We start from the raw sequence: 26,637 nt of genomic DNA, 5'->3' as shown, positions 1-26,637 counted from the left end.
TCCCGTCGTGCGCCTCAGCGCCGCCGGTGAAGGGGCTTTTACGGTTACCAATCCAAACCCGCAAGCAGTTTTTTGGCCTCTCGTCATCTTTTTTTCAAGAAAGCCCAAAAACTGCGCAATATCAGTGCATTGAGGCGCAAAGAAATCTGCGCTTCGGGCGCTGGCATCGTTGCCCCTTGCTGCACCGTGACGGGCTGCGGCTCCATATCTTGGGTTATCCACAAGCTTACCCCCAAGAGGCCGGCTTTTTCACAGTCCTGCGGGCCTGAATCGTCGCGATTCACCCTCCGGGCCAACCGAAAAAAACCTCAGGCGAGTCGGGGGCGGGGCGTTATCCGCACGCGCAGTGCCAGCAACAGGCAGATCACGCCGAGGTAGGCCAGGGGTTCGATCTGAAACCCTTTCACCAGCATCAGGTAGTGCACGCCCCCTAGCAGTACCGCGGGATAGGTCAGGCGGTGCAGCTTGCGCCAGCGCGGCCCCAGTCTCCGCACCGACCAGTTGTTCGAGGTCGCCACCAAGGGCAGCATCAAGGCAAAGCCCACCATGCCCACGGTAATGTAGGGTCGTTTGAGAATGTCCGCCCAGATCTGGCTCAGGATCTGCACGTCCAGCACCAGCCACACCAGCAGGTGCAGAAAGACAAAGGTGAATGTCATGATGCCGATGGCACGCCGGAACTTGAGCAGGTTGACCCCGGCCCAACGGCGCAGGGGCGTCACGGCCAGACCGGCGATGGCCAACTGCAGGGCGAATTCACCCAGTGCATGTTCCAACGCCTTGATCGGCTCGACGCCAAGCCCCCCGGTCAGGCCCTGGTACAGGTACCAGGGCGCCGGCACCGCCAGCAGCAGGTAGAGCGACCAGGTGGGCACCCGCCGAGCGGTCTTGTTGATGGCATCTGCCAGCATCAGAAGTTCGCCTTGAGGTCCATGCCCTCGTAGAGCGATGCGACCTCCTCTTCGTACCCGTTGAACATCAGCGTCGGCTGACGGCGCGCGAACAGACCGCCGCCGATGCGCCGCTCGGTCGCCTGGCTCCAGCGCGGGTGATCCACCGTCGGGTTCACGTTCGAGTAAAAACCGTACTCGCGCGCGGCGGCCTTGTTCCAGGAGGTGGGCGGCTGGGTATCGGTCAGGGTGATCCGCACGATCGACTTGATCGACTTGAAACCGTATTTCCACGGCACCACCAGCCGGATCGGCGCGCCGTTCTGGTTGGGAATCGTCTTGCCGTAGATGCCCGTCGCCATCATCGTCAGCGGATGCATCGCCTCGTCAAGGCGCAGCCCCTCGACGTAGGGCCAGTCCAGCACCGGGTAACGGGTGCCGGGCATTTCCTCGGGGCGCAGCACCGTTTCGAAGGCAACGTATTTCGCCTCGGGCTTTACCCCCGCCAGGTCCAGCAGGTCTGCCAGTTCGAACCCGTTCCAGGGCACCACCATCGACCAGGCCTCGACACAACGGAACCGATAGATGCGTTCCTCGATGGTCATCTGGCCCAGGATGTCCTCAAGCGCGTAATCCCCGGGTTTGTCGACCAGCCCGTCGATCTGAATCGACCAGGGTTGCGTCGTCAGCATGTGGGCGTTTTCGGCCGGATCTCCCTTGCGGGTGCCGAATTCGTAGTAGTTGCAGTAAGAGGTGATGTCCTCGAAGGCATTGGGCTCCAGCGCGTCCTGCGCCAGGGCCGCGGACGGCATGCCCCCCAGCAGTGCGCCACCACCCGCTGCCGCGCCAGCGCCAAGACCCAGCCCCGCCAGCACGCGACGACGGTTCATGAAGATCGGCTCCGGCGTGACGTCGGAACGGCTAAGCTTGTTTGTCCAGCGGTTGGCCATGTGTCCTCCAAGGGTGCTTTGTTGAACTGAAGATAGGCGATGCACGCTTTTGCCCAAACAAACGATCTCTCACGTTGGCGTCACGCGGATGTAACACGGCACGCACAGGTGACAGGCGTCAGGCCTCCAGCTCCACACCAATCCGGCAGATCTCCTCGACCAGAAGATCGAGGTCGGCGCGCCGTGTGCGGTGATTGCAGATCGCCACCCGCAGGCAATGACGCCCGGCGACGGTGGTATCGGAAAGGGCGGCGATGCCCGCCTCCTGCATCCGCAACATGATCTCCGTGTTCAGCTCGCGAAGGCCCGCATCTGCAAGTCCCGGCGCCTGGTACCGGAAACAGACGATGTTGATCGTCACCGGCGCCATCAGTTCGAGGTGCGGCACCTCTTCTATCCGGGCGGCGAGATAGGCCGCCTGCGCGATGTTCTGATCGATCAGGCGGCCGAACTTCTCGACCCCATGCTCCTTGAGCGTCAGCCAGACCTTTAGGGCGCGAAAGCCGCGCGAGGTCTGAAGATTGTAGTCATGCAGGTATTCCGTCGCCGCGACACCTCGGGGCTTTTCCTCCAGGTATTCGGGGTGCACGGCAAAGGTCTGGCGATGACGGTCGGCATCCCGGATCAGCGCACAGCCCGCCTCGAAGGGCACATGCAGCCATTTATGCGGGTCAAGCGCCAACGAGTCCGCCGTCTCCAGCCCGCGCACCAAGTCCCGGTTGCCCGGCGCAATCGCGATCAGCGCCCCGATGCAGCCGTCGACATGGAACCACAGCCCTTCGTCGTCACACAGCGCGCGGATGGCCGGCAGGTCGTCGATGGCGCCCGTGTTGACCGTCCCGGCGGTGGCGATGACGCAGGCCGGGCGATACCCCTTGGCGCGGTCCTCGGCGATCAGTTCGCGCAGCGCACCCATGTCCATCCGCAGGTTGCGATCCGACGGCACCCGCCGCAGCGCCCGATTGCCCAGGCCCAGCAGTTCCACCGCCTTCTGGTGACAACTGTGCAACTGGTCGGACCCGTAAAAGCGCAGCGGCTGGGCAATTGCCGCGATTCCCTCTTCTCGGACATCCACACCCGCCATCGCATTGCGCGCCGCCGTCAGCCCGATGATATTGGCCATCGATCCGCCGCTGACCAGCGTGCCGCTGGCGGTCTCGGGAAAACCCATCATCTGTTTCAGCCAGTCCACGACCTGCAGGTCCATCAGGGCGGCGGCATTGTTGCCGCCGCCAAGGTTGGAGCCGTCGATCGCAGAGAGGAACTCTGCCAGCGCGCCGCTGAAACTGCCCGATCCCATGTACCACATCCAGAACCGCGGATGGATGTTGCCCATCGGGTAAGGCAACAGGTTCTCCTGCATTTCCCCGTAAATGTCGGCCAACGGTTGCGGATCGACCGGCAGGGGCGCGGCATAACTCTGGCGTACCTCCTCCGGCATCTCGGCCCAGAGAGGCCGGTCGCGCACGTCGCGGACATGGGCAAGTGCGTCATCCACGATCCGATGCGCCACGTCCCGCACGACATTCCAATCCGCGGGATCAAGCCCCTCTTCGGCCTGTTCGAAATGCTGGTCGTCCATGTCTCCCCCCAAGGATGAAAAGGCTTAGGTCAAAAAATCACGCTGGAACCGTCCGCAGCATATCACAGACAGCCCTATCGCGGGCAGACGGGAGGAGAGCCGCCCGCGCTTGCGATCACGGCGCCCTTGCGTCCACCTGCATCCGGCGAATGGCCTCTTCGAACATGCGGTTCCCGGCGGCGCCATCGTCGCCCAGCCGGACCGAGGGGTAGATCTCGTTCATCTGCACGGACGAGCCGTCATCCTTGACCACCCGCACATGCCGACGCCGCATCTGGCGCGGCTCGCCCACGCCGACGGAATGGGCGATGGTCTCGATCTCCTTGATGACCGCCTTGGCATAGGCCGCGACGCGCTTGTCCTTCTCGGAGACCACCAGCCCCTTTTGCAAAGAGGGGATGTGCGTCGTGATCCCGGTCGGGCAGGTGTTCTTGTTGCACTTCAGCGCCTGGATACAGCCCAGCGAGAACATGAACCCACGCGCCGAGGTCACGAAATCCGCGCCCAGGCAGATGGCCCAGGCCACGTCACCGGGATTGACCAGCTTGCCACTGGCCACGATCCGGATGCGGTCGTGCAGCCCGGCCAGGTCGCGCAGATCCACCATGCGGATCAGCGCCTCGCGCAGGGGCAGGCCCACGAGGTCGATCAGCGGCAGCGGCGCGGCCCCGGTGCCGCCCTCGCCCCCGTCGACGGTGATGAAATCGGGCGCGTGTTCCTCGCCGCGTTCCTTGATTTTCTTGAAGAAGGCGAACCAGGGATCGGCCGAGCCCATGCAGGTCTTGAATCCGACCGGCTTGCCCGTGACCTCGCGGATGTGGGCGATCAGGTCCAGCAGCCCGTCGAAATCATCCACCTCGCGGTGACGGTTGGGCGATATCGCGTCCTTGCCCATAGGCACGCCGCGAATGGCGGCGACTTCTTCGTCGATCTTGGCCGCCGGCAGGATGCCACCCTTGCCCGGCTTGGCGCCCTGGCTCAGCTTGATCTCGAACATCCTGACGTTCGGATTAGCGGCAACTTCCTTCAGCTTGGCATCGCTCAGGTTGCCGTCCTGGTCTCGCACGCCGAACTTGGCGGTGCCGATCTGGTAGACGATGTCGCAACCGCCCTCCAGGTGATAGGGCGACATCCCGCCTTCCCCGGTGTTCAGCCAGACCCCGGCCTGCTTGGCCCCCCGGCTGAGCGCCTGCACCGCCGGTTTCGAGATCGCGCCGTAGGACATGCCCGAGATATTGTAGATCGAGGGCGCCAGATAGGGTTCCCGGCAATAGGGCCCGATCATCATCGGCTCGGTCGAGGCATATTGATCGTCCAGCGGCGGAAAGACCGCGTTCATGAAGATCGGTGTCCCCGGCACGTTCAGATTCCGGGTCGAGCCAAAGGCGACGGTGTTCCCCTTGCTGGAACTGGCATTGTAGATCCAGTTGCGTTGCGCGCGGTTGAACGGCATCTCCTCGCGGTCCATCGCGAAGAAATACTGGCGAAAGAATTCTCCCAGCTCGGTGAACAGGGCGCGGAACCGCCCGATCACCGGGTAGTTGCGACGGATCGCGTCCCCGGTCTGCGTCTTGTCGATGACATACATCACGATGACAAGCGCCACGCCCACGCCGATCATGAAGACGAAGAAAAGCGCCAGATATTGCAGCGCGGCCATCGCGTATTCCATATTCTACCCCCTGAATGTGTTGATCTGTCTCAAGGTCATGCTGTTTTTCAATCGATACTCTGCCACCATCACAGACGAATGGCAGCCCGTCTGCGTAATTCGTGAAAGGGAGAGAGCATGAGACACTTCATCAGCGCCGCCGCGCTCGCACTCGTGGCGAGCGGAGCGATGGCACAGGGCATCATCAGCTACGACACCGACCAGAGTTTCGACGATGTCGTCTTTGGTCTGGAAAACGCGATCCTCGACGAAGGCCTGGTGATCGACGCGGTCAGTCACACCGGCGCCATGCTGGAGCGGACCAAGGCGGACGTGGGATCGGACGTCACCATCTTTACCAACGCGGACATCTTCAGCTTTTGCTCGGCCAAGATCAGCCGCGAGGTGATGGAGGCTGACCCGATGAACGTGGTCTTCTGCCCTTACGACATCTTCGTCATCGTCCGACCGGAGACCCCGGACATCACGACAATCGGTTTCCGCGAATTCCCCGAGGGGGAAATGAAAAAGGTCGAGGCCCTGCTCGACGGCATCGCCCGGTCGGCCATCGGCCTGGACTGAGCGCCCCCCGTTCCGACCCGTACAGCCATCAGGATACAGGCAGAGGGAAACGGCCCGTCGCGCTGGCGCCGTTTCCTGCATTTTCGGCCGGAACACCGGAAAAAACGCCGCCCCAATTCACAAAGATGTAATTGGAAACGCGCCGTGCCTCTGGCTTAGGCGCCGACCCGCGGTCGTCAAGCCGCGCGCACAGAAATTCCGCCTCATCCAGTACGCCATTCCTCCCGTAGACCTTTTCGATGTGACGGACACATCGCAACTGCGAAACCAATGGAGGATTTCCATGATCCGTAGAACGTTCCTTGCCGCCACGACCGCTCTCGCCATTGCCGCTCCGGCCTTTGCCGGCGGTCATTCGATGGACATCGTCGATACCGCCAAAGAGGCAGGCAGCTTTGAAACCCTGCTGGCGGCAGCCACTGCGGCGGGCCTTGTCGACACGCTCAAGGGTGACGGCCCCCTGACTGTGTTCGCCCCGACCGACGCAGCCTTTGCCGCCCTGCCCGAAGGCACGGTCGAGGATCTGCTGAAGCCCGAAAACAAGGACCAGCTGACCGCGATCCTCACCTACCACGTTGTGGCGGGCAAGGTCATGTCGACCGATCTCAGCGATGACATGATGGCGAAAACCGTCGAAGGATCGGAAATCACAATCGACCTCGACGATGGCGTGATGGTCAACGATGCCAGCGTCGTGACCGCCGACATCGAGGCCTCGAACGGCGTGATCCACGTCATCGACAAGGTGATCATGCCGGGCATGTAAGGCCCGCTCGACACGGATCTGACAGGCCCGCGCCCTCGCGCGGGCCTGTTTTTTTGCCAGCTTCGTTTCAGACACTTTTTCCAAAGCCACGCTTGAATGCCCCGGGCACCGCCCTCTGCGGCACAACTCCAATCGCTGCCCGGCAGAGGTCCGCCCGCCAAATCACTCTGGCGGGCGTTGCGACACGGTCTTTCGGTCGGCCCACATACGCGGATACACTTGCGTCAAATACACCCTGGGTAGAAATGATTTGATCGAATTCCCCTAATGAGGCAGGCTTTCGGTTTGCCACCCTTCCGATCAGACCAATCCATTGACCAGGATCACTTATGCCCATGTTTGCAGAACCCACCGTGCGCGCGTCCATCAGCACGATGGTTGCCTCCGTCGAAAACGGTGTGGACCGAGAAACCTATACCATCCAGAAACTGAAGGCCGGGTTCGATGCTCTGGGCGATCCTGGGCCAACTGTCATCGATGCCGAAGGGGCCTATGTCGACGCTTCGGACGTTCCGCTCAGCTATGAGCATCCGGTGCTGTCGCAGTCCGATGACACGATGCTGAAACTGCGCGTGCGCTGCGCCATAGACGAGTTGAATGCCGAGTCGCCCATGCTCCCCGGCGAAACCCTGGTTCACGAACGCTTTGCCTTTCTGTCCGAACCCTGGGAGGTGTTTCCGCCGGGAACGGTGTTCGTCGACCGGCAAACCTCGATGGCCCGCCTGCTATACATCTTTCGCAACGTCGTCGTGGACGCGCAAACCGGCGCCTTGCGCTTTGACAGCGCGGCGGCGGCAGAGCCGGTCGATGATCAACTGGGCCTGATCGAGCCCCCCGTGATGGTTCTGGCCGCGGCCTCTCTGCCGCACAGCATCGCCGTGGACGTGGCAAAGAAACTGGCCGACCAGATGGCCAAGGACGCGCTCAAGGCGATCGGCGGCAACCTGACCCAGATGGCAGGCGGCGTCATCGCAGGGGCGATTGCCGGCGCGATCATCGACACTATCCTCGGGGCGCTGTTCCCGGACGACAAGAAATCGACCCTCGACGCCTATTTCGAGGGCATGCAAAAACTGATGCAACAAGAGCTGAAGCAGCAGACCATCGACGAAATCGCGGGCACCTTCGTTGCCCTGCGCAACGAGTTGAACAACGTCTACGCGCCGGCCCGTCTGCAATCGGACCTTCGGGTCCAGCAGGACCGCAAGAACCTCTTCGATTACCATCTGCACGACTACTCCAACACCTTCTTCATCGGGACGGACGGAATGCTGGGGACGCTGATGGATGAAAAATACCAATTGGCCTGTTTCCCGGTCTTCCTGCTTGGAGCGGGGATGCACCTGTCGATCCTGCAGGAGATCGCCAATGTCGATCCCACCAACAGGGATGAGAATTTCAATCCGCTGAAGTCGAGCTATGGCGTCCCCAAGACCGGCTCGGTCGCGAAATATGCCAAGCAATACGCGGACCACGCCGATGCCGTCTGGGAAAAGATCCGCGAAAAGCGGAAGAGCCGCGTGGTCTATGGCGCAGAGCATCACGTCGTATTCCGCCATCACTACTTTATCGGGTATTACGCCGATGAGGCGATCGACCCCGACAAGCACCTGAACCGGATCAAGTACGAATACACCAACGACAAGGATGGCAAGTACATCCCGGTGCCCGGAAGCAGCAAGGCGGACGTGATGAAAGCGATGGCGGCCTACCAGGAACAGGTGCTGGCCGAACTGGAAAAAAGCCTGCCCGACCGCAAGAAGGTCGTCGACGGGTGGCGCAAGCTCATCGACAACCCGCTCAACATGGAAACGTCCTGACGGCGCCCTTCCGGTTTCGGTACCAGGCGCCGCGAGGGCTGGTGAACCGGGCTGTGTCACCAGCCCCACGAAACGATGGCCGGGCCGTTCACGCGCGGACACGAAAAAGGCGGGGTCTCCCCCGCCTTTCCGCATCCGTGCCGCAAAGGGTCAGTGGACGACGGCATCGTCCGGCTTGGGCCGGTTCGTGGCGCCCACCCGGTCGCCGATGATCAAACCATCGGCCCCGGCAGAGACGACGACCACGTCACCGTCCGCCACGTCGCCCGCCAGCAGCATCTCGGCCAGCGGATCCTGCAGCGCCCGCTGGATCACCCGCTTGAGCGGGCGCGCACCGAACACCGGATCATAGCCTTCGTCCGCCAGCCATGTCCGCGCGTCATCGTCCAGTTCCAGCCGGATCTTGCGCGCTGCCAGCCGTTTCAGCAGGCGGGACAGCTGGATGTCCACGATCCCCGACATGTCCTCGCGCTTGAGGCGGTCAAAGATGATGGTCTCATCCAGGCGGTTCAGGAACTCGGGCCGGAAATGGGCGCGCACGGCGTCCATCACGTCGCGCCGGGCCTGGCTGGAATCCGCGCCTTCGGGCAACTGCGACAGCGCCTGGCTGCCCAGGTTCGAGGTCAGCACGATCAGCGTCTGCTTGAAATCCACGGTCCGGCCTTGGCCATCGGTCAGCACGCCATCGTCCAGCACCTGAAGCAGCACGTTGAACACGTCCGGATGCGCTTTTTCGACCTCGTCGAACAGCACCACCTGGTAGGGCCGCCGCCGCACGGCTTCGGTCAGGACACCGCCCTCGTCGTAGCCGACATAGCCCGGAGGCGCACCGATCAGGCGGGCCACCGCGTGTTTCTCCATGAACTCGGACATGTCGATGCGGACCATCGCGCTGTCGTCGTCAAAGAGGAAATCCGCCACCGCCTTGGTCAGCTCGGTCTTGCCGACGCCGGTCGGGCCAAGGAAGAGGAAGGATCCCAGCGGCCGGTTCTCGTCGTTCAGGCCCGCGCGCGCCCGACGGACGGCATTGGCCACCGCCGTAACCGCCTGCGACTGGCCGACAACCCGCTTGTGCAGCTCGCCCTCCATCCGAAGCAGCTTTTCGCGGTCACCCTCCAGCATCTTTGAGGTCGGGATACCCGTCCAGCGTTCGACAACACTGGCGATATGTTCGGGCAAAACCGCTTCCTCGACCATGACATCGTCTTCGGCGCCTTCCGCCTCGTTCAGCTTGCGCTCGATCTCGGGGATGCGCCCGTACTGCAGCTCACCGGCGCGGGCAAAGTTGCCGTCGCGCTTTGCGGTCTCCAATTCCACGCGCAGGTGGTCCAGCTCCTCCTTGAGGTTGCGGGCCGAGGCCAGCTTGTCACGCTCCGCCTGCCAGCGCGAGGTCATCTCGGCCGACTGCTGTTGCAGTTCGGACAGGTCCTTTTCCAGCTTGGCCAGCCGGTCCTTGGAAGCCTGGTCGTCTTCCAGCCGCAGCGCCTCGACCTCGATCTGCTTTTGCAGGATGTCCCGGTCCAGAGCGTCCAGCTCCTCGGGTTTGCTATCCACCTCCATCCGCAGGCGGCTGGCGGCCTCGTCCATCAGGTCGATGGCCTTGTCCGGCAGGAAACGGTCGGTGATATAGCGATGCGACAGCGTCGCCGAGGTCACAAGCGCCGAGTCCGAGATCCGCACGCCGTGGTGCAACTCGTACTTTTCCTTGATGCCGCGCAGGATCGACACCGTGTCCTCGACCGTCGGTTCCTCGACCATGACCGGCTGGAACCGCCGCGCAAGGGCCGCGTCCTTCTCGACGTGCTTGCGGTACTCGTCCAGCGTGGTGGCACCGACACAGTGCAGTTCACCCCGCGCCAGCGCCGGTTTCAGCAGGTTCGAGGCATCCATCGCCCCGTCCGCCTTGCCCGCACCGACCAGCGTGTGCATTTCGTCGATAAACAGCACGATTTCACCCGCGGCCGACGTCACTTCGGACAGGATGCTCTTCAACCGCTCCTCGAACTCGCCGCGATACTTCGCACCGGCAATCAGCGCCCCCATGTCCAGCGCCAGCAGGCGCTTGTTCTTGAGGCTTTCCGGAACGTCACCGTTCACGATCCGCAGGGCCAGGCCCTCGGCGATCGCGGTCTTGCCGACGCCCGGTTCACCGATCAGGACCGGGTTGTTCTTGGTCCGGCGGGACAGCACCTGCATCGTGCGCCGGATCTCGTCGTCGCGGCCGATGATCGGGTCAATCTTGCCTTCACGGGCGCGCTCGGTCAGGTCCAGCGTGTATTTCTTCAATGCCTCATAGCTGTCCTCGGCGTTCGCGGTATCCGCCGTGCGCCCCTTGCGCACGTCGTTGATCGCCTCGTTCAGCTTTTGCGGCGTGACCTTGCCGGCCTCCAGCGCCTCTTTCGCGGGGCTGCGGACCATCGCCAGCGCGGTCAGCATCCGCTCGACAGGCACATAGCTGTCACCGGCCTTGCTCGCCAGTTTTTCGGCCTCGTCCAGCACCTTGCCGGTGGCCGAATCCAGGTAAACCTGCCCAGCATCGCCCGAAACCTTGGGGATCTTGGCCAGCTTGGTGTCCAGCACCTGCACCACGCGTGCGGGCTCACCGCCGGAGGCGGCGATCAGGTTCGACGCCATCCCCTCTTCGTCGTCCAGCAGGGCCTTGAGCAGGTGTTCCGGGGCCAGCTTCTGGTGGCTTTCCCGCATCGCAACTGTCTGCGCGGCCTGAATGAATCCGCGCGCACGTTCCGTGAACTTCTCCAAGTTCATATCTGTCTCCTTCCATCAAGCGCCCCTTGAATTGCGTCGCGCCTGGCCATGCAGCACACGGGCGTTTCGGGGCCTCGCTTCCAAGATGGTCGCGGCTCACGATCTGTTCAAGTGAGCGACGTTGCAAAAAAGCAACGCGCGCCATCTTGACCTTGTGTGCAAGGGCTTTCATGTGATCCCGAACCCCAGAGCAGGAGCCCGCCCCATGTCCGATGACCGCCTGATCGTCGCCCTCGATGTCCCGAACGTGATCGAAGGGATCGACCTTGTCGACCGCCTCGGCGATGCGGTCTCTTTCTACAAGATCGGGCTGGGGATGCTCACCGGCGGCGGGATGGCACTGGCCAACGAGCTGAAGGGGGAGCACGGCAAGCGCATCTTCCTCGACCTCAAGCTGTTCGACATCGGCGCCACGATCGAGGCCGCGGTGCGTGGCGTGGCCCAGTTCGACCTGGACTTCCTGACCGTTCACGGCGACCCGAACGTGGTACGCGCCGCCAAGGAGGGAGCGGCAGGGTCGAACACGAAGATCCTGGCCGTCACGATCCTGACCTCGCTCGACCGCAGTGACCTGGACGCCGCCATGATCGCCGAGGGGTCGATCCCCGATCTGGTGCAGACCCGCGCCGGCCGCGCGTTCGAGGCCGGGGCCGACGGCATCATCTGCTCTCCGAACGAGGCGGCACTGGTCCGCGCCCTGCCCCAGTCCGAGGGCCGTCTGATCGTGACGCCGGGTGTGCGGCCCGCAGGCGCGGATGTCGGCGATCAGAAACGCATCGCGACTCCGGCGCAGGCCATCCACGACGGCGCCGACCATATCGTTGTCGGCCGCCCGATCCATCGCGCGCCCGATCCCCGCGCCGCGGCTCAGGCGATCCTGTCGGAAATGGCGTCACCGCAGGCTCAACGCACGAACTGATACTGCACGCCGCATCGCGGAGCGCCGGCAAGACACGGCAACAGGCTGACGCGGGACGTGTACCGGGAACGCGTAGCGCGCGCACCATGTTACAACGCATGGGCCGAAAAGGCGTTCCCGCGCATTTCGGACACCGGCAAACCGGCGCGCAAACCCCGACAAACCGGCGAAAATCCGCGAAAAATACCCTGTACCGGGGGTATTCCTGACCTGTCGGCCAGATGAAACCCGGCGATCCTCTCCCTACCTCTTTCCAAAGGCCGGAAAAAACCGGGCCAGACAAAAGGTCATGAGGTTAGGAGACCGAAATGAGCACGTGGACCCCGCGCATCGACCAGGTGCGTTACAACGCCGCCGAACAATGCTTCGAAGCCCTGGTCACCGTCGTCACCCCCCAAGGCCTTCTGCGAGTCGCCAGCCAATACGCGGCGCCCGTCACCACCGATTTCGAAGAGGCCGCGCGCGGCCTCTGGATGCGCGCGCGCCTGTCGCTGGGCACGCCCGAACGGCTGCAACTGCGCCTGCCGGCCGTCGAGATGCCGACCGCCGCCTGATCTGCCCCCATCCCTCGGGTTCGGCTCTTTACACGCCTGTATGAGCCGCACCGCCGCGCCCCTTGTCCCTCGGGTGCGGCGGCGTCCTGCCGGGGCCCGCGTCAGTTTGCGGGTCCCGGCCTTTTTTCCAGGTAGACCCTCAGGATATCGCGGAAGTGCGGAATCACCTCGTCGGAGTCGATGAAATCCGCCGGCGGCATCACCAGCCATTCCTCGCCCTCGTCGCCAAAGACCACGTCATCGACGATCCCCTTGGGCAGATGCGCCGCGAAGAACCAGTTCACCTTGCCCGCGTCGTCGCGCAGATGCGCCTTGTGCAGATCGGTTTCCGCCAGCGTCAGCCCCAGTTCCTCCTGCGTTTCGCGCAGGACGCAGGCCTCGGGGGTTTCCGCCCCGTCGCGTTCGCCGCCGGGAAAATCCAGGTAGCCGGGCCAGGGAATTGACGGCTTTCGATCACGCCGCAAAACGATCAGCTCCGCCCCTGCAAAGAGCATCAGCTTGGCGCCCGCGAACTGTTGTCTCGGATCACTCATGGCGCCCCTTTCTGCCGCGCATTATACTGCGGCCATGCCCAGTCTGTGCCGCGATTGCCTGACCCAGTTCGAAACCGGCGCCCGCTGCCCGGCCTGCGGGCGGCCGCGGGTGATCTCGCATTCCGAACTATGGGATCTCTCCATTGCCCACATGGACTGTGATGCCTTTTATGCAAGCGTAGAAAAGCGCGACAACCCGGAACTGGCCGACAAACCGGTTATTATCGGCGGAGGGCGCCGCGGTGTCGTCTCGACCGCCTGTTATGTCGCCAGAATCCGGGGCGTGCGCTCGGCGATGCCGATGTTCAAGGCGCTGGACCTCTGCCCCGATGCGGTTGTCGTCAAGCCGCGCATGTCCGTCTACGCCGAGGTGTCGAAACAGATTCGCGCCATGATGGAGGAACTGACCCCGGCGATCGAACCGCTGTCTCTGGACGAGGCGTTTCTTGACCTTACCGGCACCGCGCGCCTGCACGGCGCCCCGCCCGCCGTCATGCTGGCACGGCTGGTGGGCCGGATGAAATCCGAACTGGGCGTGACCGGCTCCATCGGCCTGTCCCACAACAAGTTCCTGGCCAAGATCGCCAGCGACCTCGACAAGCCGCGCGGATTCGCGGTGATCGGCAAGGGCGAGACGCAGGAATTCCTGCGCCGCAAGCCGATCCGCCTGATCTGGGGCGTCGGACAGGCCACGCAGGGCGCGCTGGAAAAGGCCGGAATCCGCACCTTCGAGGACCTGCTGCGCTGGGAACAGCGCGATCTGACGGCGCGCTTCGGATCGATGGGTGAGAGGCTCTGGCACCTGGCGAGGGGCGAAGACAAGCGCCGCGTGACGCGCAACGCGCCGATGAAATCCATCTCGAACGAGACCACCTTCAACGAGGATACCGCCGATGCGGATATCCTCGACGGGCATCTCTGGCGGATGGCGGAAAAGGTCTCTGACCGGGCCAAGGCCAAGGGCGTGGCGGGCCGGGTGGTGACGCTGAAACTGCGCCGCTCGGATTTCCGGATCGTGACGCGCCGCACTGCCCTGCCCGGCGCCACGCAAATCGCCGACCGGATCTATCGCACCGCGCGCGGGCTGTTCGACCAGATGCCGCCCGGACAGCCCTACCGGCTGATAGGGGCAGGCATTTCCGACCTCGTGCCAGAGGCGCAGGCCGACCTGTCCGGCGATCTCCTGGACCCGCAGGCCGAAACCCGCGCCAAGGCCGAACGCGCCACGGATGCGATTCGCGCCCGGTTCGGCGACGGGGCCATCCTAAAGGGGCGCGCGCTCAGATAGCGCGCGCCCCGGCAACGCCTGGCCTCACGCCCCGCGCCGCAACAGGTCGTCTTCCTCACCGGTGGCGTCATAGCCAAAGGCCTCCAGCCCCGCTTCCAGGTTGTCGGCCAGGTGCGGCGTGCCGATCAGGTAATCCGCCGTCGGCGTCGTCGCCTCGGCCTGGGCAGTGCCATAGGCCTCGTCCCAGTCATCGGCGTCGAATGCGCCCCGGCCGATCCACATGACCGCAACCAGCGCAGCCTGTTCCTCTTCGTCCATCCGGTCGATCAAACCGCGCAACTCGCCCTCGGCGCGGCTCAGCTCACGCGCCATGACGATGACCGCGGCCACCTTCCTTGGGCTGATGTTCTGCATTTCGCGTCTCCTTCTGCGTCTTCGACAAGAGATGACGCGAAAAGAGGAGTCAAACCTTGATCTTACGCAAACAGCCGATAGTACAGCCAGTCCGGCAGGAAACGGCTGCCCCGGAACAGCCAGGAAAACCCGCGCGGAAAGGCCCGCTGAAAGCCGCTTCCCGACATGTGACGGAAACAGATTTCCGCCGCCTTTTCCGGGTCCATGATGAAGGGCATGGCAAAATCGTTCTTGTCGGTCAGCCGGGTGCGGATATAGCCCGGCACAAGCAGCTGCACCTGCACCCCGGTCTTGCGCAGATCGGCATGGAGCGATTGCGCCAGAACCATGACCCCCGCCTTGGAAGAGACATAGGCCGCCGCCCCCGGCAACCCGCGATAGCCCGACAGCGACCCGGTCAGCACGAAATGCCCCCGGTCGCGTGCCACGAATCGCGGCACCACCACGCCCGCCAGGCGCATTGCCCCGGTGAAATTCACATCCGCCATCGTGTTGGCGCGTGCCGCGTCCCAGTCCTGCGCCCCGAAGGGCCAGTAGGCGCCCGCCACCTGGATCACCCCGTCGATCTCTCCGATCCGCTCTGCAACCGCCTCCAGCGCCTCGGCATCGGTCACGTCGACCGGTTCCACCTGCGCCCGTGACGGCAACTCATCCGCCAGCGCCTGCAGGCTGTCCGTGCTGCGCGCGCTCAGGATCAACTCCACGCCGGCCTTGCTGAGCCTCCGCGCCAGGGCCGCGCCCAGCCCTTCACTGGCGCCCACCAGCCAATACCGTTTGCCCTTCCAGTCTCTCACACGACCTCCTTTGGCCGCATGGTGGCGACCAGCTCGGCAACGGTGAAGCCGAACTTGCAAAACTGTGACCGGTTCACGATGGTCCCATTCGGCGCCAGGTACATCCAGTCGACCGTGTCCAGAACGTGGCCGCCCGCGTCCTCGGGCAGCCGGATCCGATAGCGCAACCGCACCGATGGGCCGCTCTGCTGGCCTTCGCCTTCTCCGACAAGGTCAGGCGCAGTGGCACGGATGCGCCCGTCGTTGCCCAGCCTCAGCTTCCATTGCCGGTGTTGCTCGGAACCGGATTCATACCGGAAATGTTCGTCCATGACGCCCTCGTTTCCGTCCCAGCGGGCGTCGAACTCTCCGACGAAACGAGAGGTGACGCGCCCCGTCGGCCCATAGATGACACCTTCGCAAATCAGCGGGCCGTTCAAATGGGTGCGCACGTCGAACGGCGCGCCGCGGTCATCCTCATAGTCCGCCGGTCTCTGTGCCAGAAAGCCGAACATCCGCTGCCGCAGCAGGGCAAGCGCCAGGACAATCGTGGCGCCCAGAAGGGTATAAAGAAGTGCAGTCATCACGATGCCTTTCTGATGGCCTCAGGCGCGGGGCCGCCGCTTACCCCGCGCGCCGGCGGCTCGGGGCGGATGCGATAGCGCGCGCCCTTCCACCACAGTTTCAGGGCCTGCCAGTGGATCAGCGCCAGAACCCGGCGCGCCCCGAACGGCCGCCGCAGGGCCGACCGCAGGATGGCGCCGTCCGTCAGCGGCGCGCGCGGCCCGCAAAGCGTGGCGATCACCCCGCCCTTGTCATGGCTGAAGTCGATCCAGACACCGACGCGATCCGCGCGGATGTCGAAACGAAAGGTATAGCCCCCGGCGATGGGCTGGAACGGCGAGACATGGAAGAGTTTCTGCGCCTCGATCCGGTCATGGGGCGTGATCGGCGCGCCGTCGGCATGGGCGCAAAGATAGGAATGCCTGTCGCCAAAGGTATTCGTGACCTCGGCAATCACCGCGCGCAAGGCGTCCCGGTCGTAGGCCAGCCAGAAGGAAACCGGGTTGAACACATGGCCCAGCAGCCGCGGCTGCGCCAGCAACATCAGCGGCCCGTCAAAGATGATCCCATGCGCATCCAGCACCTCGCGCGCCCAGGCCGCGCCGCGCCCCTTTCCCGGTGCGCCGCCGTGATCCCGGTCCTGCACCGTGGTCAGATTGCCCCGGTTGCGCGAAAACAGGCGCGGGCCTTGCACCTCGGTCTCCGCATCCAGCAGGACATAGTCCACCGAATAGCGGAACGCATTGGCCACATCGCCCTTGCGCCCGTGGAAGGAATGGCCCCGGATCAGGTCGACAGTGCTCATGCCACCTCCTTGACCGGTCCCCGGGCCAGGATGGCATCGGCCACGTCCGCCGCGCTGGCCAGTCCGTCCTCGTGAAAGCCGTTCTTCATCCAGGCCCCGCAGAACCATGTCCCGCTTTCGCCGTTCATCGCCGCGATCTCGCGCTGAGCCTGCAACGCACCAAGGTCATAGACCGGGTGCCGCAAGGTGACCTCGTCATGGATCAGCTCCTCCCGGATCGCACGGGTGGAATTCAGCGTCACGAACAGCGGATCGTCCTGCGGGATGGGTTGCAGGCAGTTCATCCAATAGGTCAGGTCGATGCAGTTCATCTCTTTCCGGGGCGCCTCGGTATAGTTCCAGGACGACCAGCAGGCCCGGCGGCGCGGCATCAGGGAGGCATCGGAATGCAGCACCACCCGGTTCGGCTGATAGGCGATCCTTTCCAGCGCCGCCCGTTCCGCCGGACGCGCATCCGACAACAGCCGCAGCGTGTCGTCCGAATGGGTGGCAAAAACCACCTCGTCAAAGCTCTCCCATTCGCCGCCCTCAAGCCGGACCTCGACCCCGGCGGCAGTCCGCCGGACACCGCCAACCGGGGCGCCCAGCCGCAGGTCCACCCCCTGACGCATCAGCGCGGCGCCCAGCCGCCGGACATATTCCACCGATCCGCCCTGCACCGTGTACCACTGGTGCTGGCCGGTGTGGCTCAACAAGGCGTGGTTCTCGAAGAACCGGATCAGCGCGTAAGCCGGGAAATCCAGGATCTTGTCGGTGGGCGTCGACCAGATCGCCCCGGACAGCGGCAAAAGGTAGTAGTCGCGGAACCAGTCGCCCGTCCCCATGTTCTCCAGGAAATCGCCAAGCGAGACGGCAGGATCCCGCGCCGCGTCCAGCGCCCGCGAGTTGAACTTCATGATGTCCCGGATCATCGCCAGGAACCGTGGGTTCAGCGCGTTGCGCTTCTGGGCAAAGACGGCCCGCAGGTCGCGCAACCCATATTCCATCGCCCCGCCACGCAGGCTGGCGGAAAAGCTCATGTCCGACTTTGCCACCGGCACATCCAACCGATCGAACAGCGAGGTCAGCAGCGGGTAATTGGCATAGTTGAACACGATGAAACCGGTATCGACTGGCTGCGTCCCGTCCTTGCCGGCCAGTTTGGTCCGCGCATGACCACCCAGGCGCGGCTCTGCCTCGATCAGGGTGACACGATGCTGTTCGCCCAGCATGTGCGCGGCCCCCATGCCCGAGATCCCGCCACCGATCACGGCGATCCTGCGTGCGACGCTGCTGCTGGCTTCAAATGGCATTGTCTGTCCTGATCCTTGGCTTGCTGGTCTTTCCAACCTCTTACGGCCCGACACGCCGCGCGGATGAAAAAAGCCCGGAAAACTTTTTTTCGCATCCGGTGATCCGATCCCGTCCCCCCTGCGTAATCCGATTATGTTTGGCGCGACTGAACCTCTCGACACCCGCGACGCTACGCCCATTGCGGCCCCGGCGATCAATGGGCATGTCAGGGGGGATGACCGTGACAAGGCCAAACCCGTGAGCGCAGGAACTGCAGACGACAGTGGCCCGGATTGGGCCGCGGTGCTGATCCGAATCCGAGACCACCGCGACGAGGCCTCCTTCGTCGCGCTGTTTCGGCACTTCGCGCCCCGGGTAAAGGCCTTTCTGATGCGCTCGGGCGCCGATGCCGCGCAGGCAGAGGAATGCGTCCAGGACGTCATGGCCACCGTCTGGCAGAAGGCGGCACAATTCGATCCGGCGCGCGCCTCGGCCGCGACTTGGATCTTTACCATCGCGCGGAACCGTCGGATCGACGCCCTGCGCAAACAGAAACGACCCGAGCCCGAGGATCTGCCCTGGGGCCCCGAGGCAGAGCCGGACCAGGAAGACCGGCTGGGCCTGCAACAGGAAACGGAACACCTGGAAGAGGCGCTCGCCTCTCTCCCCGCGAAACAGCGGGAGCTGATCGAAAAGGCCTATTTCGGCGACCTCACCCACAGCGAGATCGCCGAGGCCACCGGGCTGCCGCTCGGCACGATCAAATCCCGTATCAGATTGGCGCTCCAGCGCCTCAGACACGCCATGGACAGGAAGTGATGCTTCGATGACGACGATCCGACACCACCTGACCGACGACCTCATCATGGGCTATTCCGCGGGCACGCTGCCCGAGGCCGTCAATCTCATCATCGCCAGCCATGTTTCGCTCTGCGACGATTGCCGCGCGGCGGTCGAGGCGCATGACGCCCTCGGCGGCGCCGTTCTGGACACGACAAAGGCAGAGACGCTGGACGACGGCTGCCTCGACGCCACGCTGGCGATGATCAGGGCAATGAACGCCCCCGCGCCGCGTGACATCAAGGTGCCGCAGGATCCGGTCGCCCCGGCGCCGCTGCTGGATTACATCGGCGGTTCGCTGGACGCGGTGAAATGGCGTCCCGTCGGCATGGGCGTCAAACAGGCGATCCTGAAAACCTCGCCGGATGCCACGGCACGGCTGCTCTACATCCCCGCGGGCACGGCCATGCCCGATCATGGCCACCGCGGGTTGGAACTGACGCTGGTCCTGCAAGGTGCCTTCCAGGACGACGAGGGTTATTTCGCCCGTGGCGACATCGAGATCGCCGACGCGGACCTGCAGCATACGCCGGTCGCGGACATCTCGCAGGATTGCATCTGCCTTGCCGTCACCGACGCGCCGCTGCGGCTCAAGGGCCTCGCGCGGCTGGCACAGCCATTCCTGAACATCTGAGGCTGGCTTCCGCGCCGCCGCCCGCCTAGGCTCGGCCCCGGAAAAGGGGGCCGGGTCATGACGCATATCACCGCCGAAGTGGATCTGGACGCCGAAGGTCGGCAGGCGGGTTACCTGCGCGTGCCGCATTCCACCCATGACAGCGCCTATGGCTGGATCGGCGTCCCGATCGTCTGCCTCTGCAATGGCCCCGGCCCGACACTGCTTCTGACCGGCGGCACCCACGGCGACGAATACGAAGGCCAACTCGCCATCACCCGGCTTGCACGAGAGCTTGACCCGGCCCGCATTCGGGGCCGGCTGATCCTGCTCCCGGCCCTGAACGCGCCCGCCGCCGAGGCCGGACGCCGCTGCTCCCCCGTTGATGATGGCAACCTCAACCGCAGCTTCCCCGGAGATCCCTCCGGCACCCCGACAGACATGATCGCCCACTACGTCGAAGAGATCCTGATCCCCCGGTCGGATGTCCTGATCGACCTGCATTCGGGGGGCACCTCGCTGCTCTATCCGCCGACGGTGCTGCGTGGCCCCGGAGCGGATGACCGCGAGGCCGCGCTTCTGGCCCGCCTGCAAACCGCCTTCGACCTGCCCTACGCCTGGGTCTTCGCCTCCAGCCCCGGCCGCCACTCGACCGGGCGCACCGCGATGGCAGGTGCGAACCGCAAGGGCGTGATCTCGATGATGGCGGAACTCGGCGGTGGCGGCACCCTGGACCCACAGGTCCTGGCCATGACAGAACGCGGGCTGCAGCGCATCCTGCATGCGCTGGACATGCTGCCCGACTACAGTCCCGACGCCCCCCGGGGCACCAGAGAGGTTCAGGCCCGCGGCTCGGTCTATGCCTATGACGCGGGCCTCTTCGAACCTTTCAAGCAGATCGCCGATCCGGTCGCCGCGGGCGAACCCATCGGACAGATCCATGACCCCCTGAAACCCTGGGGCGCACGGGTCGAGGTCGCATCGCCTTTCGCCGGTTTCCTGCTCGCCAAACGCGTTCCGGGCCGGGTGAGTCGCGGCGACGCGGTTGCCCAGATCGCCAGCGATGCCTGACGCCGCGCGGCGCTCGGCCCGCCCCAAGGGTCGGCGGGCGGGCGTCTTTGCGGCGTAGCCGCAAACAGTCCCGTCCCGGCGACCGCACACGAAAAAGGGCGGCTCGCGCCGCCCCTTCCCAACAGCCCTCTCAGGCGTTCATTTCTTGCGCTTCTTCGGCGGCATCAGGTCGGTGATCGTGCCCTCGAACATCTCGGCGGCAAAGTTCACCGTCTCCGACAATGTCGGGTGCGGGTGGATCGTGTGGCCAAGGTCCACCGCGTCCGCGCCCATCTCGATGGCCAGCGCCGCCTCCGAGATCAGGTCGCCCGCGTTGGTGCCCACGATGCAGGCGCCGATCACCCGGTCGTCCTCGGGATCGAACAACAGCTTGGTCACGCCCTCGCTGCGCCCGTTGGACAGCGACTTGCCCGAGGCCGCCCAGGGGAACACGCCCTTCTCGTACTTGACGCCCTTCGCCTTGGCTTCGGTTTCGGTCAGCCCGCACCAGGCCACTTCGGGATCGGTATAGGCCACGCTCGGGATCAGCTTGGCATCGAAATGCCGCTTTTCCCCGGCACAGACCTCGGCGGCCACCTTGCCCTCGTGCACCGCCTTGTGCGCCAGCATCGGCTGGCCCACCACGTCACCGATGGCAAAGATATGGTTCACGCCGGTCCGCTGCTGGCTGTCCACGGCGATGAACCCACGGTCATCCACCGCGACACCGGCCTTCTCGGCGTCGATCAGCTTGCCGTTCGGCTTGCGCCCCACGGCCACCAGCACCTTGTCGAAGGTATCGGAAAAGCTCTCGCCCTTGTCGTCCTCGAAGGTCACCTTCAGCCCGGCATCCGACGCCTCGACCGCCGTCACCTTGGTCTTGAGGAAGATGTTTTCATACCGGCCCTTGATGCGGGTCATCAGCGGCTTGACGATGTCCTTGTCGGCGCCCGGAATGATCTGGTCCATCAGTTCGACGACCGTGATCTTGGACCCCAGCGCATCATAGACACAGGCCATCTCCAGCCCGATGATCCCGCCGCCCAGAACCAGCATCCGTTCGGGAATGTCCTTCAGCTCCAGCGCACCGGTGCTGTCGATCACACGCGGATCGTCATGCGGGATGAAAGGCAGATCCACGGGTTCCGACCCGGCGGCGATGATGCACTGGTCAAAGGAGACGGTCTTGACCCCGTCGTCGCCCTGCACCTCGATCATGTTCGGCCCGGTGAACTTGCCATAGCCACGCACGACCTGCACCTTGCGCCCCTTCGACAGGCCGTCCAGCCCGCCGGTCAGCTGGCCGACGACCCCGTCCTTGAAGCCGCGCAGCGCATCCAGGTCGATCTCCGGCTTGGAGAACTTAATCCCGTGAGACCCCATCTCCTCGGCCTCGGTGATGACCTTGGCGACATGCAACAGCGCCTTGGACGGAATGCAGCCGACGTTCAGGCAGACACCGCCCAGCGTCGGGTTGCGCTCGATCATAACCACCTTCTTGCCCAGGTCGGCGGCACGGAAGGCCGCCGAATAGCCGCCGGGGCCGGAACCCAGCACGACAACCTCGGCATGCACGTCACCGGGGCCGCTGGCGCTGCCGGTGGCGGCCACGGATTTCGGCGCCTCGGCGGCGGGTGCCTCGTCCTTCGGCGCCTCTTCCTTGGCATCCGCCCCTTCCAGCACAAGGATGACCGAGCCTTCGCCGACCTTGTCGCCTTCGGAAACCTTGATCTCCACGACCTTGCCCGCGGCGGGCGAGGGCACTTCCATCGTGGCCTTGTCGCTTTCCAGTTCGATCAGCGGGTCTTCCTCGCTGACGGTGTCGCCCACGCTGACCAGGATCGCAACGACGGGCACCTCGGAGAAATCACCGATATCGGGTACTTTGACTTCCATCGTTTTCACCTCACCACATCAACTTGCGCATGTCGCCCAAGAGCGTCTTGAGCGTCACGACAAAGCGTGCGGCCAAGGCACCGTCGACGGCACGGTGATCATAGGACAGCGACAGCGGCTGCATCAGGCGCGGCACGAATTCCTCGCCGTTCCAGACCGGCTGCATCTTGGACCGGGTCAGGCCAAGGATCGCCACCTCGGGCGCGTTCACGATGGGCGTGAACGAGGTCCCGCCAATCCCGCCCAGCGACGAGATGGTGAAGGTGGCGCCCTGCATGTCCTTGGACTTCAGGTTGCCCTCGCGCGCGGCCTTGGACAGTTCCATCAGTTCCTTGGAAATATCGACCAGCCCCTTGCGGTCGGCGTCCTTGATCACCGGCACCATCAGCCCGTTCGGCGTGTCCGCCGCGAAACCGATGTTGTAGAAGTCCTTCTTGATCAGCTTGTCGCCGTCCGGATGGATGGACGAGTTGAACTCCCAGTGCTTTTTCAGCGCCGAAACGCTGGCCTTGATGACAAAGGACAGCAGGGTCACGCGATAGCCGTCTTCCTTGGCCATCGTGTCCATTTCCTTGCGGTACTTGTCCAGATCGGTGATGTCCGCCTCGTCGTTGTGTGTGACATGCGGGATGTTCAGCCAGGACCGGTGCAGCGCGGGGCCGGAGATCTTCTTGATCCGGCTCATCTCCACCTCTTCCACGGGCCCGAACTTGGAAAAGTCCACCGCCGGGATCGGCGGGATGCCCATGCCGCCGGACACGGCGCCGCCACCGGCTGCCGCCGGGACCGTCTGTGCCTTCAGCGCCTTTTCCACGTCCTCGCGCAGGATGCGGCCCTTGCGGCCCGATCCGTTCACCTTGTTCAGGTCCACCTCGACCCGGCGGGCATAGGCCCGGACCGACGGCGAGGCATGCACCTTGGAGAACCCGGCATCCGTCTTCGGCGCGGGCGCAGGCGCCGCCGCCGGGGCAGAGGCCGCCTTGGGCTCCTCGGCTTTCGGGGCCTCGGCCTTGGGCTCTTCCTTGGCCGCCGGGGCGCCTTCGCCCTCGACGATCAGGATCACCGCGCCCTCGGACACCTTGTCCCCCTCCGAGACCTTGATCTCCTTCACCACGCCCGCGGCGGAAGACGGCACTTCCATCGTTGCCTTGTCGGACTCCAGTTCGACAATCGGGTCTTCTTCGGCAATCGTGTCGCCCACGCTCACCAGGACGGTCACCACCGGCACATCGCTGAAATCGCCGATATCCGGCACTTTTACTTCTACGGTCATATTTCCTGTCTCCTCGTGCGCCGTATCAGACCAGACGCGGGTTCGGCTTGCCGCCGTCGATGTCGTATTTCTTCAGCGCTGCCTCCAGATCCTTGTCCGAAACAGCCCCCTCGCGCCAAAGGTCCACCATTGCCGCCGCGGCGATGTGGTTGGCATCCACCTCAAAGAAGCGCCGCAGGTTCACGCGGCTGTCCGAGCGGCCGAAACCGTCCGTGCCCAGCACCGTGTAGCGCCCCGGCACACAGGCCCGGATCTGCTCGGCGTAGTTCTTCATGTAGTCGGTGCCGGCGATGGTCGGCCCGGTGATGTTCGCCAGCGTCTGCGCCGCAAAGGACGTCTTCTGCTCGGCAAAGGGATTCAGCCGGTTGTGCCGCGCCACGTCCTGGCAATCGCGCGCCAGTTCGTTGAACGAGGTGGCCGACCAGATGTCACTGGTCACTCCGAAATCCTCCTGCAGCATGTCGGCGGCCTTGATCGCCTGCACCAGGATCGTGCCCGAGCCCATCAGGTTGACGTGCTTCTTGGCCGGGTTGGCCGTCTTGCGGAAGCGGTACAGCCCCTTGATGATGCCCTCTTCGGAACCCATCGGCATGTCGGGGTGCTTGTAGTTCTCGTTCATCAGGGTGAGGTAAAAGAACACGTCCTCCTGATCGACGAACATCCGCTGCAACCCGTGCTGCACGATCACCGCGACCTCGTAGCTGAAGGTCGGGTCATAGCTGATGCAGTTCGGGATCGTGCCGGCCAGGATATGGCTGTGGCCGTCCTCGTGCTGCAGACCCTCGCCGTTCAGCGTGGTCCGCCCGGCGGTACCGCCCAGCATGAAGCCGCGCGCCCGGCTGTCGCCTGCCGCCCAGGCCAGGTCGCCGATCCGCTGGAACCCGAACATCGAGTAGTAGATGTAAAACGGGATCATCGGCACGCCGTGGTTGCTGTACGCGGTCGCAGCCGCGATCCAGTCCGCCATGGCGCCGGCCTCGTTGATGCCTTCCTGCAGCACCTGACCGTTTTCCGATTCCTTGTAATAGGACATCTGTTCACGGTCTTCGGGCGTGTATTGCTGGCCCTTCGGGTTGTAGATGCCCACCGACCGGAACAGGCCTTCCATGCCGAAGGTCCGGCTTTCGTCCGGAACGATTGGCACCACTTGCTTGCCCACCTGCTTGTCACGCAGCAGCGTGGTCAGGATGCGGACAAAGGCCATGGTGGTGGAAATCTCGCGGTCGCCGGTCGATTCCAGCTGGCCCTTGAACTTGTCCAGTCCCGGGATTTCCAGCTTGGGCGCCTCGGTGGACCGCTTGGGGAAAGCCCCGCCCAGTTCCTTGCGCCGCTCGGCCAGGTAGGCCTTCTGCGCGTTGTTCAGGCTGACAAAGGGGATGTCCTTTTCCAGCTCTTCATCCGTAACCGGGATCTTGAACCGGTCGCGCATGGCCTTGAGCTGGTCCAGCTGCATCTTCTTCTGCTGGTGAGTGGTGTTCTGCCCCTCACCGGCGGTGCCCATACCGTAACCCTTGACGGTCTTGACCAACAGGACGGTGGGCTGGCCCTCGGCCTCGGTGGCGCGCTTGAAGGCGTTGTAGACCTTTTTCGGATCGTGACCGCCGCGGCGCAGGGCCCAGATCTGGTCGTCGGTCCAGTCCTTCACCAGTTCCGCGGTCTCCGGGTACTTGCCAAAGAAATGCTCGCGGATATAGGCGCCGTCCTTCGATTTGAAGGTCTGGTAGTCGCCGTCGATGGTCTCGTCCATCAGCTGGCGCAGCTTGCCGCTGGTGTCCTGTTCCAGCAGTTCGTCCCAGCCCCGGCCCCAGAGCAGCTTGATCACGTCCCAGCCCGAGCCGCGGAAGTTGCCCTCCAGTTCCTGCACGATCTTCGAGTTGCCGCGCACCGGCCCGTCAAGCCGCTGCAGGTTGCAGTTGATGACAAAGATCAGGTTGTCCAGCCCCTCGCGCGCCGCCAGGTGGATGGCACCGATGCTTTCCGGCTCGTCCATCTCGCCATCGCCGAGGAAGGCCCAGACCTTGCGGTCCTGCTTTTCGATCAGCCCGCGGTTCTCGAGGTACTTCATGAACCGCGCCTGGTAGATCGCCATCAGCGGGCCAAGACCCATGCTGACGGTCGGGAACTGCCAGTAGTCCGGCATCAGCCAGGGGTGCGGGTAGGACGACAGGCCGCCGCCGTTCACCTCGGACCGGAAGTTCTTCAGCTCTTCCTCGCTGATGCGTCCCTCCATGAAGGAGCGCGCGTAGATCCCCGGGATGACGTGCCCCTGAAAGAACACCAGGTCGCCGCCGTGGATCGCGGACTTCGAGCGCCAGAAGTGGTTCAACCCGATATCATAGAGCGCCGCGGACGAGGCGAAGGAGGCGATATGCCCACCGTATTCGCTGCTTTCCTTGTTGCGCTTGACCACCGTCGCCATGGCATTCCAGCGGTTGATGGTGCGGATGCGCCATTCCATCTCGGTGTCGCCCGGCACATCGACCTCGTCATCCGGCGAGATGGTGTTCTGATAGGGGGTGGTGGCCGAAAAGGGCAGCTTGGCACCCGCGGCCCGGGCGCTTTGCACCGCCTTGTCGAGCAGGAAATGCGCGCGGTCGGCCCCGTCGCGCTCGATCACGTCTTCGATCGCGTCCTGCCATTCCTGGCTCTCGACGGGATCGACGTCCTGGGGGGTATCTTTCATATGCCCTCTTCCCTTTGTTGCGCCCGGCGCGGCGCGATTGGTTTAATCCTAAACAATCGGATCTGTTACTGGGGTGCAACCGGCTTTCGCCCCGCCTCTCCCAAACCTCCCGACGGTTGGGCAGGGTGTATCAGTCCGATTGCCCTTGCGGCAGACGCGCAGCCGCATAACATCCATGCACCCAGCGCATGACACCTCGTTTAACGCTAAACA

23 protein-coding genes and 1 pseudogene are annotated in these 26,637 nt (G+C 64.2%); 10 read left to right on the top strand and 14 right to left on the bottom strand.

Annotated features, from left to right (window positions below):
- A partial coding sequence (locus tag RBB42_RS15350; protein WP_305970240.1) for a hypothetical protein occupies positions 1–269 on the top strand: 269 nt, incomplete at its 5' end.
- A gap of 39 nt (positions 270–308) precedes the next feature.
- On the opposite strand, the gene msrQ is transcribed toward RBB42_RS15350, so the two are convergent.
- The 4 genes from msrQ to RBB42_RS15330 form a co-directional block, all read right to left on the bottom strand.
- Positions 309–911, bottom strand: coding sequence for a protein-methionine-sulfoxide reductase heme-binding subunit MsrQ (gene msrQ, locus RBB42_RS15345; protein ID WP_305970239.1), 603 nt, complete (start codon positions 909–911; stop codon positions 309–311).
- Positions 911–1,840: a protein-methionine-sulfoxide reductase catalytic subunit MsrP gene (gene msrP, locus RBB42_RS15340; protein ID WP_305970238.1), complete on the bottom strand. Its 930-nt coding sequence runs from the start codon at positions 1,838–1,840 to the stop codon at positions 911–913. Before msrP ends, msrQ begins: the two co-directional genes overlap by 1 nt.
- A gap of 118 nt (positions 1,841–1,958) precedes the next feature.
- Complete coding sequence (locus RBB42_RS15335; RefSeq protein WP_305970237.1) at positions 1,959–3,422, bottom strand: pyridoxal phosphate-dependent decarboxylase family protein; 1,464 nt, start codon at positions 3,420–3,422, stop codon at positions 1,959–1,961.
- A 115-nt stretch (positions 3,423–3,537) separates the two neighbouring features.
- Positions 3,538–5,094 (bottom strand): FMN-binding glutamate synthase family protein, encoded by a 1,557-nt coding sequence (locus tag RBB42_RS15330; protein ID WP_305970236.1) that lies wholly within the window; start codon positions 5,092–5,094, stop codon positions 3,538–3,540.
- Between the two features lie 117 nt (positions 5,095–5,211).
- On the opposite strand from RBB42_RS15330, the gene RBB42_RS15325 reads away from it, so the two are divergent.
- The 3 genes from RBB42_RS15325 (at position 5,212) to RBB42_RS15315 (ending at position 8,241) form a co-directional block, all read left to right on the top strand.
- Positions 5,212–5,655 carry a DUF302 domain-containing protein gene (locus RBB42_RS15325; RefSeq protein WP_305970235.1) on the top strand — a complete coding sequence of 148 codons (444 nt, stop codon included), beginning with the start codon at positions 5,212–5,214 and terminating at the stop codon, positions 5,653–5,655.
- Between the two features lie 283 nt (positions 5,656–5,938).
- Positions 5,939–6,421, top strand: a complete 483-nt coding sequence (locus tag RBB42_RS15320) for a fasciclin domain-containing protein (protein ID WP_305970234.1) — start codon at positions 5,939–5,941, stop codon at positions 6,419–6,421.
- A 335-nt stretch (positions 6,422–6,756) separates the two neighbouring features.
- Positions 6,757–8,241, top strand: a complete 1,485-nt coding sequence (locus RBB42_RS15315; RefSeq protein ID WP_305970233.1) for an insecticidal delta-endotoxin domain-containing protein — start codon at positions 6,757–6,759, stop codon at positions 8,239–8,241.
- A gap of 150 nt (positions 8,242–8,391) precedes the next feature.
- Here RBB42_RS15315 and clpB read toward each other — a convergent pair whose 3' ends face one another.
- Positions 8,392–11,007 carry an ATP-dependent chaperone ClpB gene (gene clpB, locus RBB42_RS15310; protein ID WP_305970232.1) on the bottom strand — a complete coding sequence of 872 codons (2,616 nt, stop codon included), beginning with the start codon at positions 11,005–11,007 and terminating at the stop codon, positions 8,392–8,394.
- Between the two features lie 205 nt (positions 11,008–11,212).
- On the opposite strand from clpB, the gene pyrF reads away from it, so the two are divergent.
- Positions 11,213–11,926, top strand: a complete 714-nt coding sequence (gene pyrF, locus RBB42_RS15305; RefSeq protein WP_305970231.1) for an orotidine-5'-phosphate decarboxylase — start codon at positions 11,213–11,215, stop codon at positions 11,924–11,926.
- 308 nt (positions 11,927–12,234) lie between these two features.
- Complete coding sequence (locus RBB42_RS15300) at positions 12,235–12,480, top strand: hypothetical protein (RefSeq protein ID WP_052244820.1); 246 nt, start codon at positions 12,235–12,237, stop codon at positions 12,478–12,480.
- Between the two features lie 101 nt (positions 12,481–12,581).
- On the opposite strand, the gene RBB42_RS15295 is transcribed toward RBB42_RS15300, so the two are convergent.
- Positions 12,582–13,013 (bottom strand): NUDIX domain-containing protein, encoded by a 432-nt coding sequence (locus RBB42_RS15295; RefSeq protein ID WP_305970230.1) that lies wholly within the window; start codon positions 13,011–13,013, stop codon positions 12,582–12,584.
- Between the two features lie 34 nt (positions 13,014–13,047).
- On the opposite strand from RBB42_RS15295, the gene RBB42_RS15290 reads away from it, so the two are divergent.
- A complete protein-coding gene (locus RBB42_RS15290) occupies positions 13,048–14,301 on the top strand; it encodes a DNA polymerase IV (protein WP_305970229.1) in 1,254 nt (417 codons plus the stop codon).
- Between the two features lie 24 nt (positions 14,302–14,325).
- Here RBB42_RS15290 and RBB42_RS15285 read toward each other — a convergent pair whose 3' ends face one another.
- The 5 genes from RBB42_RS15285 to RBB42_RS15265 form a co-directional block, all read right to left on the bottom strand.
- The gene (locus RBB42_RS15285) at positions 14,326–14,655 is read right to left on the bottom strand and encodes a DUF3775 domain-containing protein (RefSeq protein WP_305970228.1); all 330 of its coding nucleotides are present in this window, start codon (positions 14,653–14,655) and stop codon (positions 14,326–14,328) included.
- 62 nt (positions 14,656–14,717) lie between these two features.
- Positions 14,718–15,449 (bottom strand): SDR family NAD(P)-dependent oxidoreductase, encoded by a 732-nt coding sequence (locus RBB42_RS15280; protein ID WP_305970227.1) that lies wholly within the window; start codon positions 15,447–15,449, stop codon positions 14,718–14,720.
- Positions 15,446–16,012 (bottom strand): DUF3833 family protein, encoded by a 567-nt coding sequence (locus RBB42_RS15275; RefSeq protein ID WP_305970226.1) that lies wholly within the window; start codon positions 16,010–16,012, stop codon positions 15,446–15,448. The genes RBB42_RS15280 and RBB42_RS15275 overlap by 4 nt, the downstream gene beginning before the upstream one ends.
- Positions 16,012–16,797 carry a DUF1365 domain-containing protein gene (locus RBB42_RS15270; RefSeq protein WP_305970225.1) on the bottom strand — a complete coding sequence of 262 codons (786 nt, stop codon included), beginning with the start codon at positions 16,795–16,797 and terminating at the stop codon, positions 16,012–16,014. Before RBB42_RS15270 ends, RBB42_RS15275 begins: the two co-directional genes overlap by 1 nt.
- The gene (locus RBB42_RS15265) at positions 16,794–18,089 is read right to left on the bottom strand and encodes an NAD(P)/FAD-dependent oxidoreductase (protein ID WP_305970224.1); all 1,296 of its coding nucleotides are present in this window, start codon (positions 18,087–18,089) and stop codon (positions 16,794–16,796) included. Before RBB42_RS15265 ends, RBB42_RS15270 begins: the two co-directional genes overlap by 4 nt.
- A 133-nt stretch (positions 18,090–18,222) precedes the next feature.
- Here RBB42_RS15265 and RBB42_RS15260 point away from each other — a divergent pair, with 133 nt between their 5' ends.
- The 3 genes from RBB42_RS15260 to RBB42_RS15250 are packed head-to-tail and all read left to right on the top strand — an operon-like array spanning position 18,223 to position 20,593.
- Positions 18,223–18,888 carry a sigma-70 family RNA polymerase sigma factor gene (locus tag RBB42_RS15260; protein ID WP_371931761.1) on the top strand — a complete coding sequence of 222 codons (666 nt, stop codon included), beginning with the start codon at positions 18,223–18,225 and terminating at the stop codon, positions 18,886–18,888.
- A 7-nt stretch (positions 18,889–18,895) separates the two neighbouring features.
- Positions 18,896–19,543 carry a ChrR family anti-sigma-E factor gene (locus RBB42_RS15255; RefSeq protein WP_305970222.1) on the top strand — a complete coding sequence of 216 codons (648 nt, stop codon included), beginning with the start codon at positions 18,896–18,898 and terminating at the stop codon, positions 19,541–19,543.
- A 57-nt stretch (positions 19,544–19,600) separates the two neighbouring features.
- Positions 19,601–20,593 carry a succinylglutamate desuccinylase/aspartoacylase family protein gene (locus tag RBB42_RS15250; protein WP_305970221.1) on the top strand — a complete coding sequence of 331 codons (993 nt, stop codon included), beginning with the start codon at positions 19,601–19,603 and terminating at the stop codon, positions 20,591–20,593.
- Positions 20,594–20,731: 138 nt separating this feature from the next.
- On the opposite strand, the gene lpdA is transcribed toward RBB42_RS15250, so the two are convergent.
- The 3 genes and pseudogenes from lpdA to aceE all read right to left on the bottom strand — a co-directional run bounded on the left by lpdA (position 20,732) and on the right by aceE (position 26,424).
- The gene (gene lpdA / locus RBB42_RS15245) at positions 20,732–22,468 is read right to left on the bottom strand and encodes a dihydrolipoyl dehydrogenase (protein WP_305970220.1); all 1,737 of its coding nucleotides are present in this window, start codon (positions 22,466–22,468) and stop codon (positions 20,732–20,734) included.
- A gap of 10 nt (positions 22,469–22,478) precedes the next feature.
- Positions 22,479–23,756: pseudogene (aceF, locus tag RBB42_RS15240) on the bottom strand (dihydrolipoyllysine-residue acetyltransferase); the annotation flags it as partial.
- Between the two features lie 10 nt (positions 23,757–23,766).
- Entirely contained in the window at positions 23,767–26,424 is a 2,658-nt protein-coding gene (gene aceE, locus RBB42_RS15235) for a pyruvate dehydrogenase (acetyl-transferring), homodimeric type (protein WP_305970219.1), read from the bottom strand.
- Between the last annotated feature and the right edge of the window lie 213 nt (positions 26,425–26,637).

This window comes from Mameliella sp. MMSF_3455, from assembly GCF_030733205.1.
Classification (GTDB): domain Bacteria; phylum Pseudomonadota; class Alphaproteobacteria; order Rhodobacterales; family Rhodobacteraceae; genus Antarctobacter.
The sequence above is the reverse complement of the archived record's forward strand: the minus strand, read 5'-3'. Positions and strand labels throughout refer to the sequence as shown.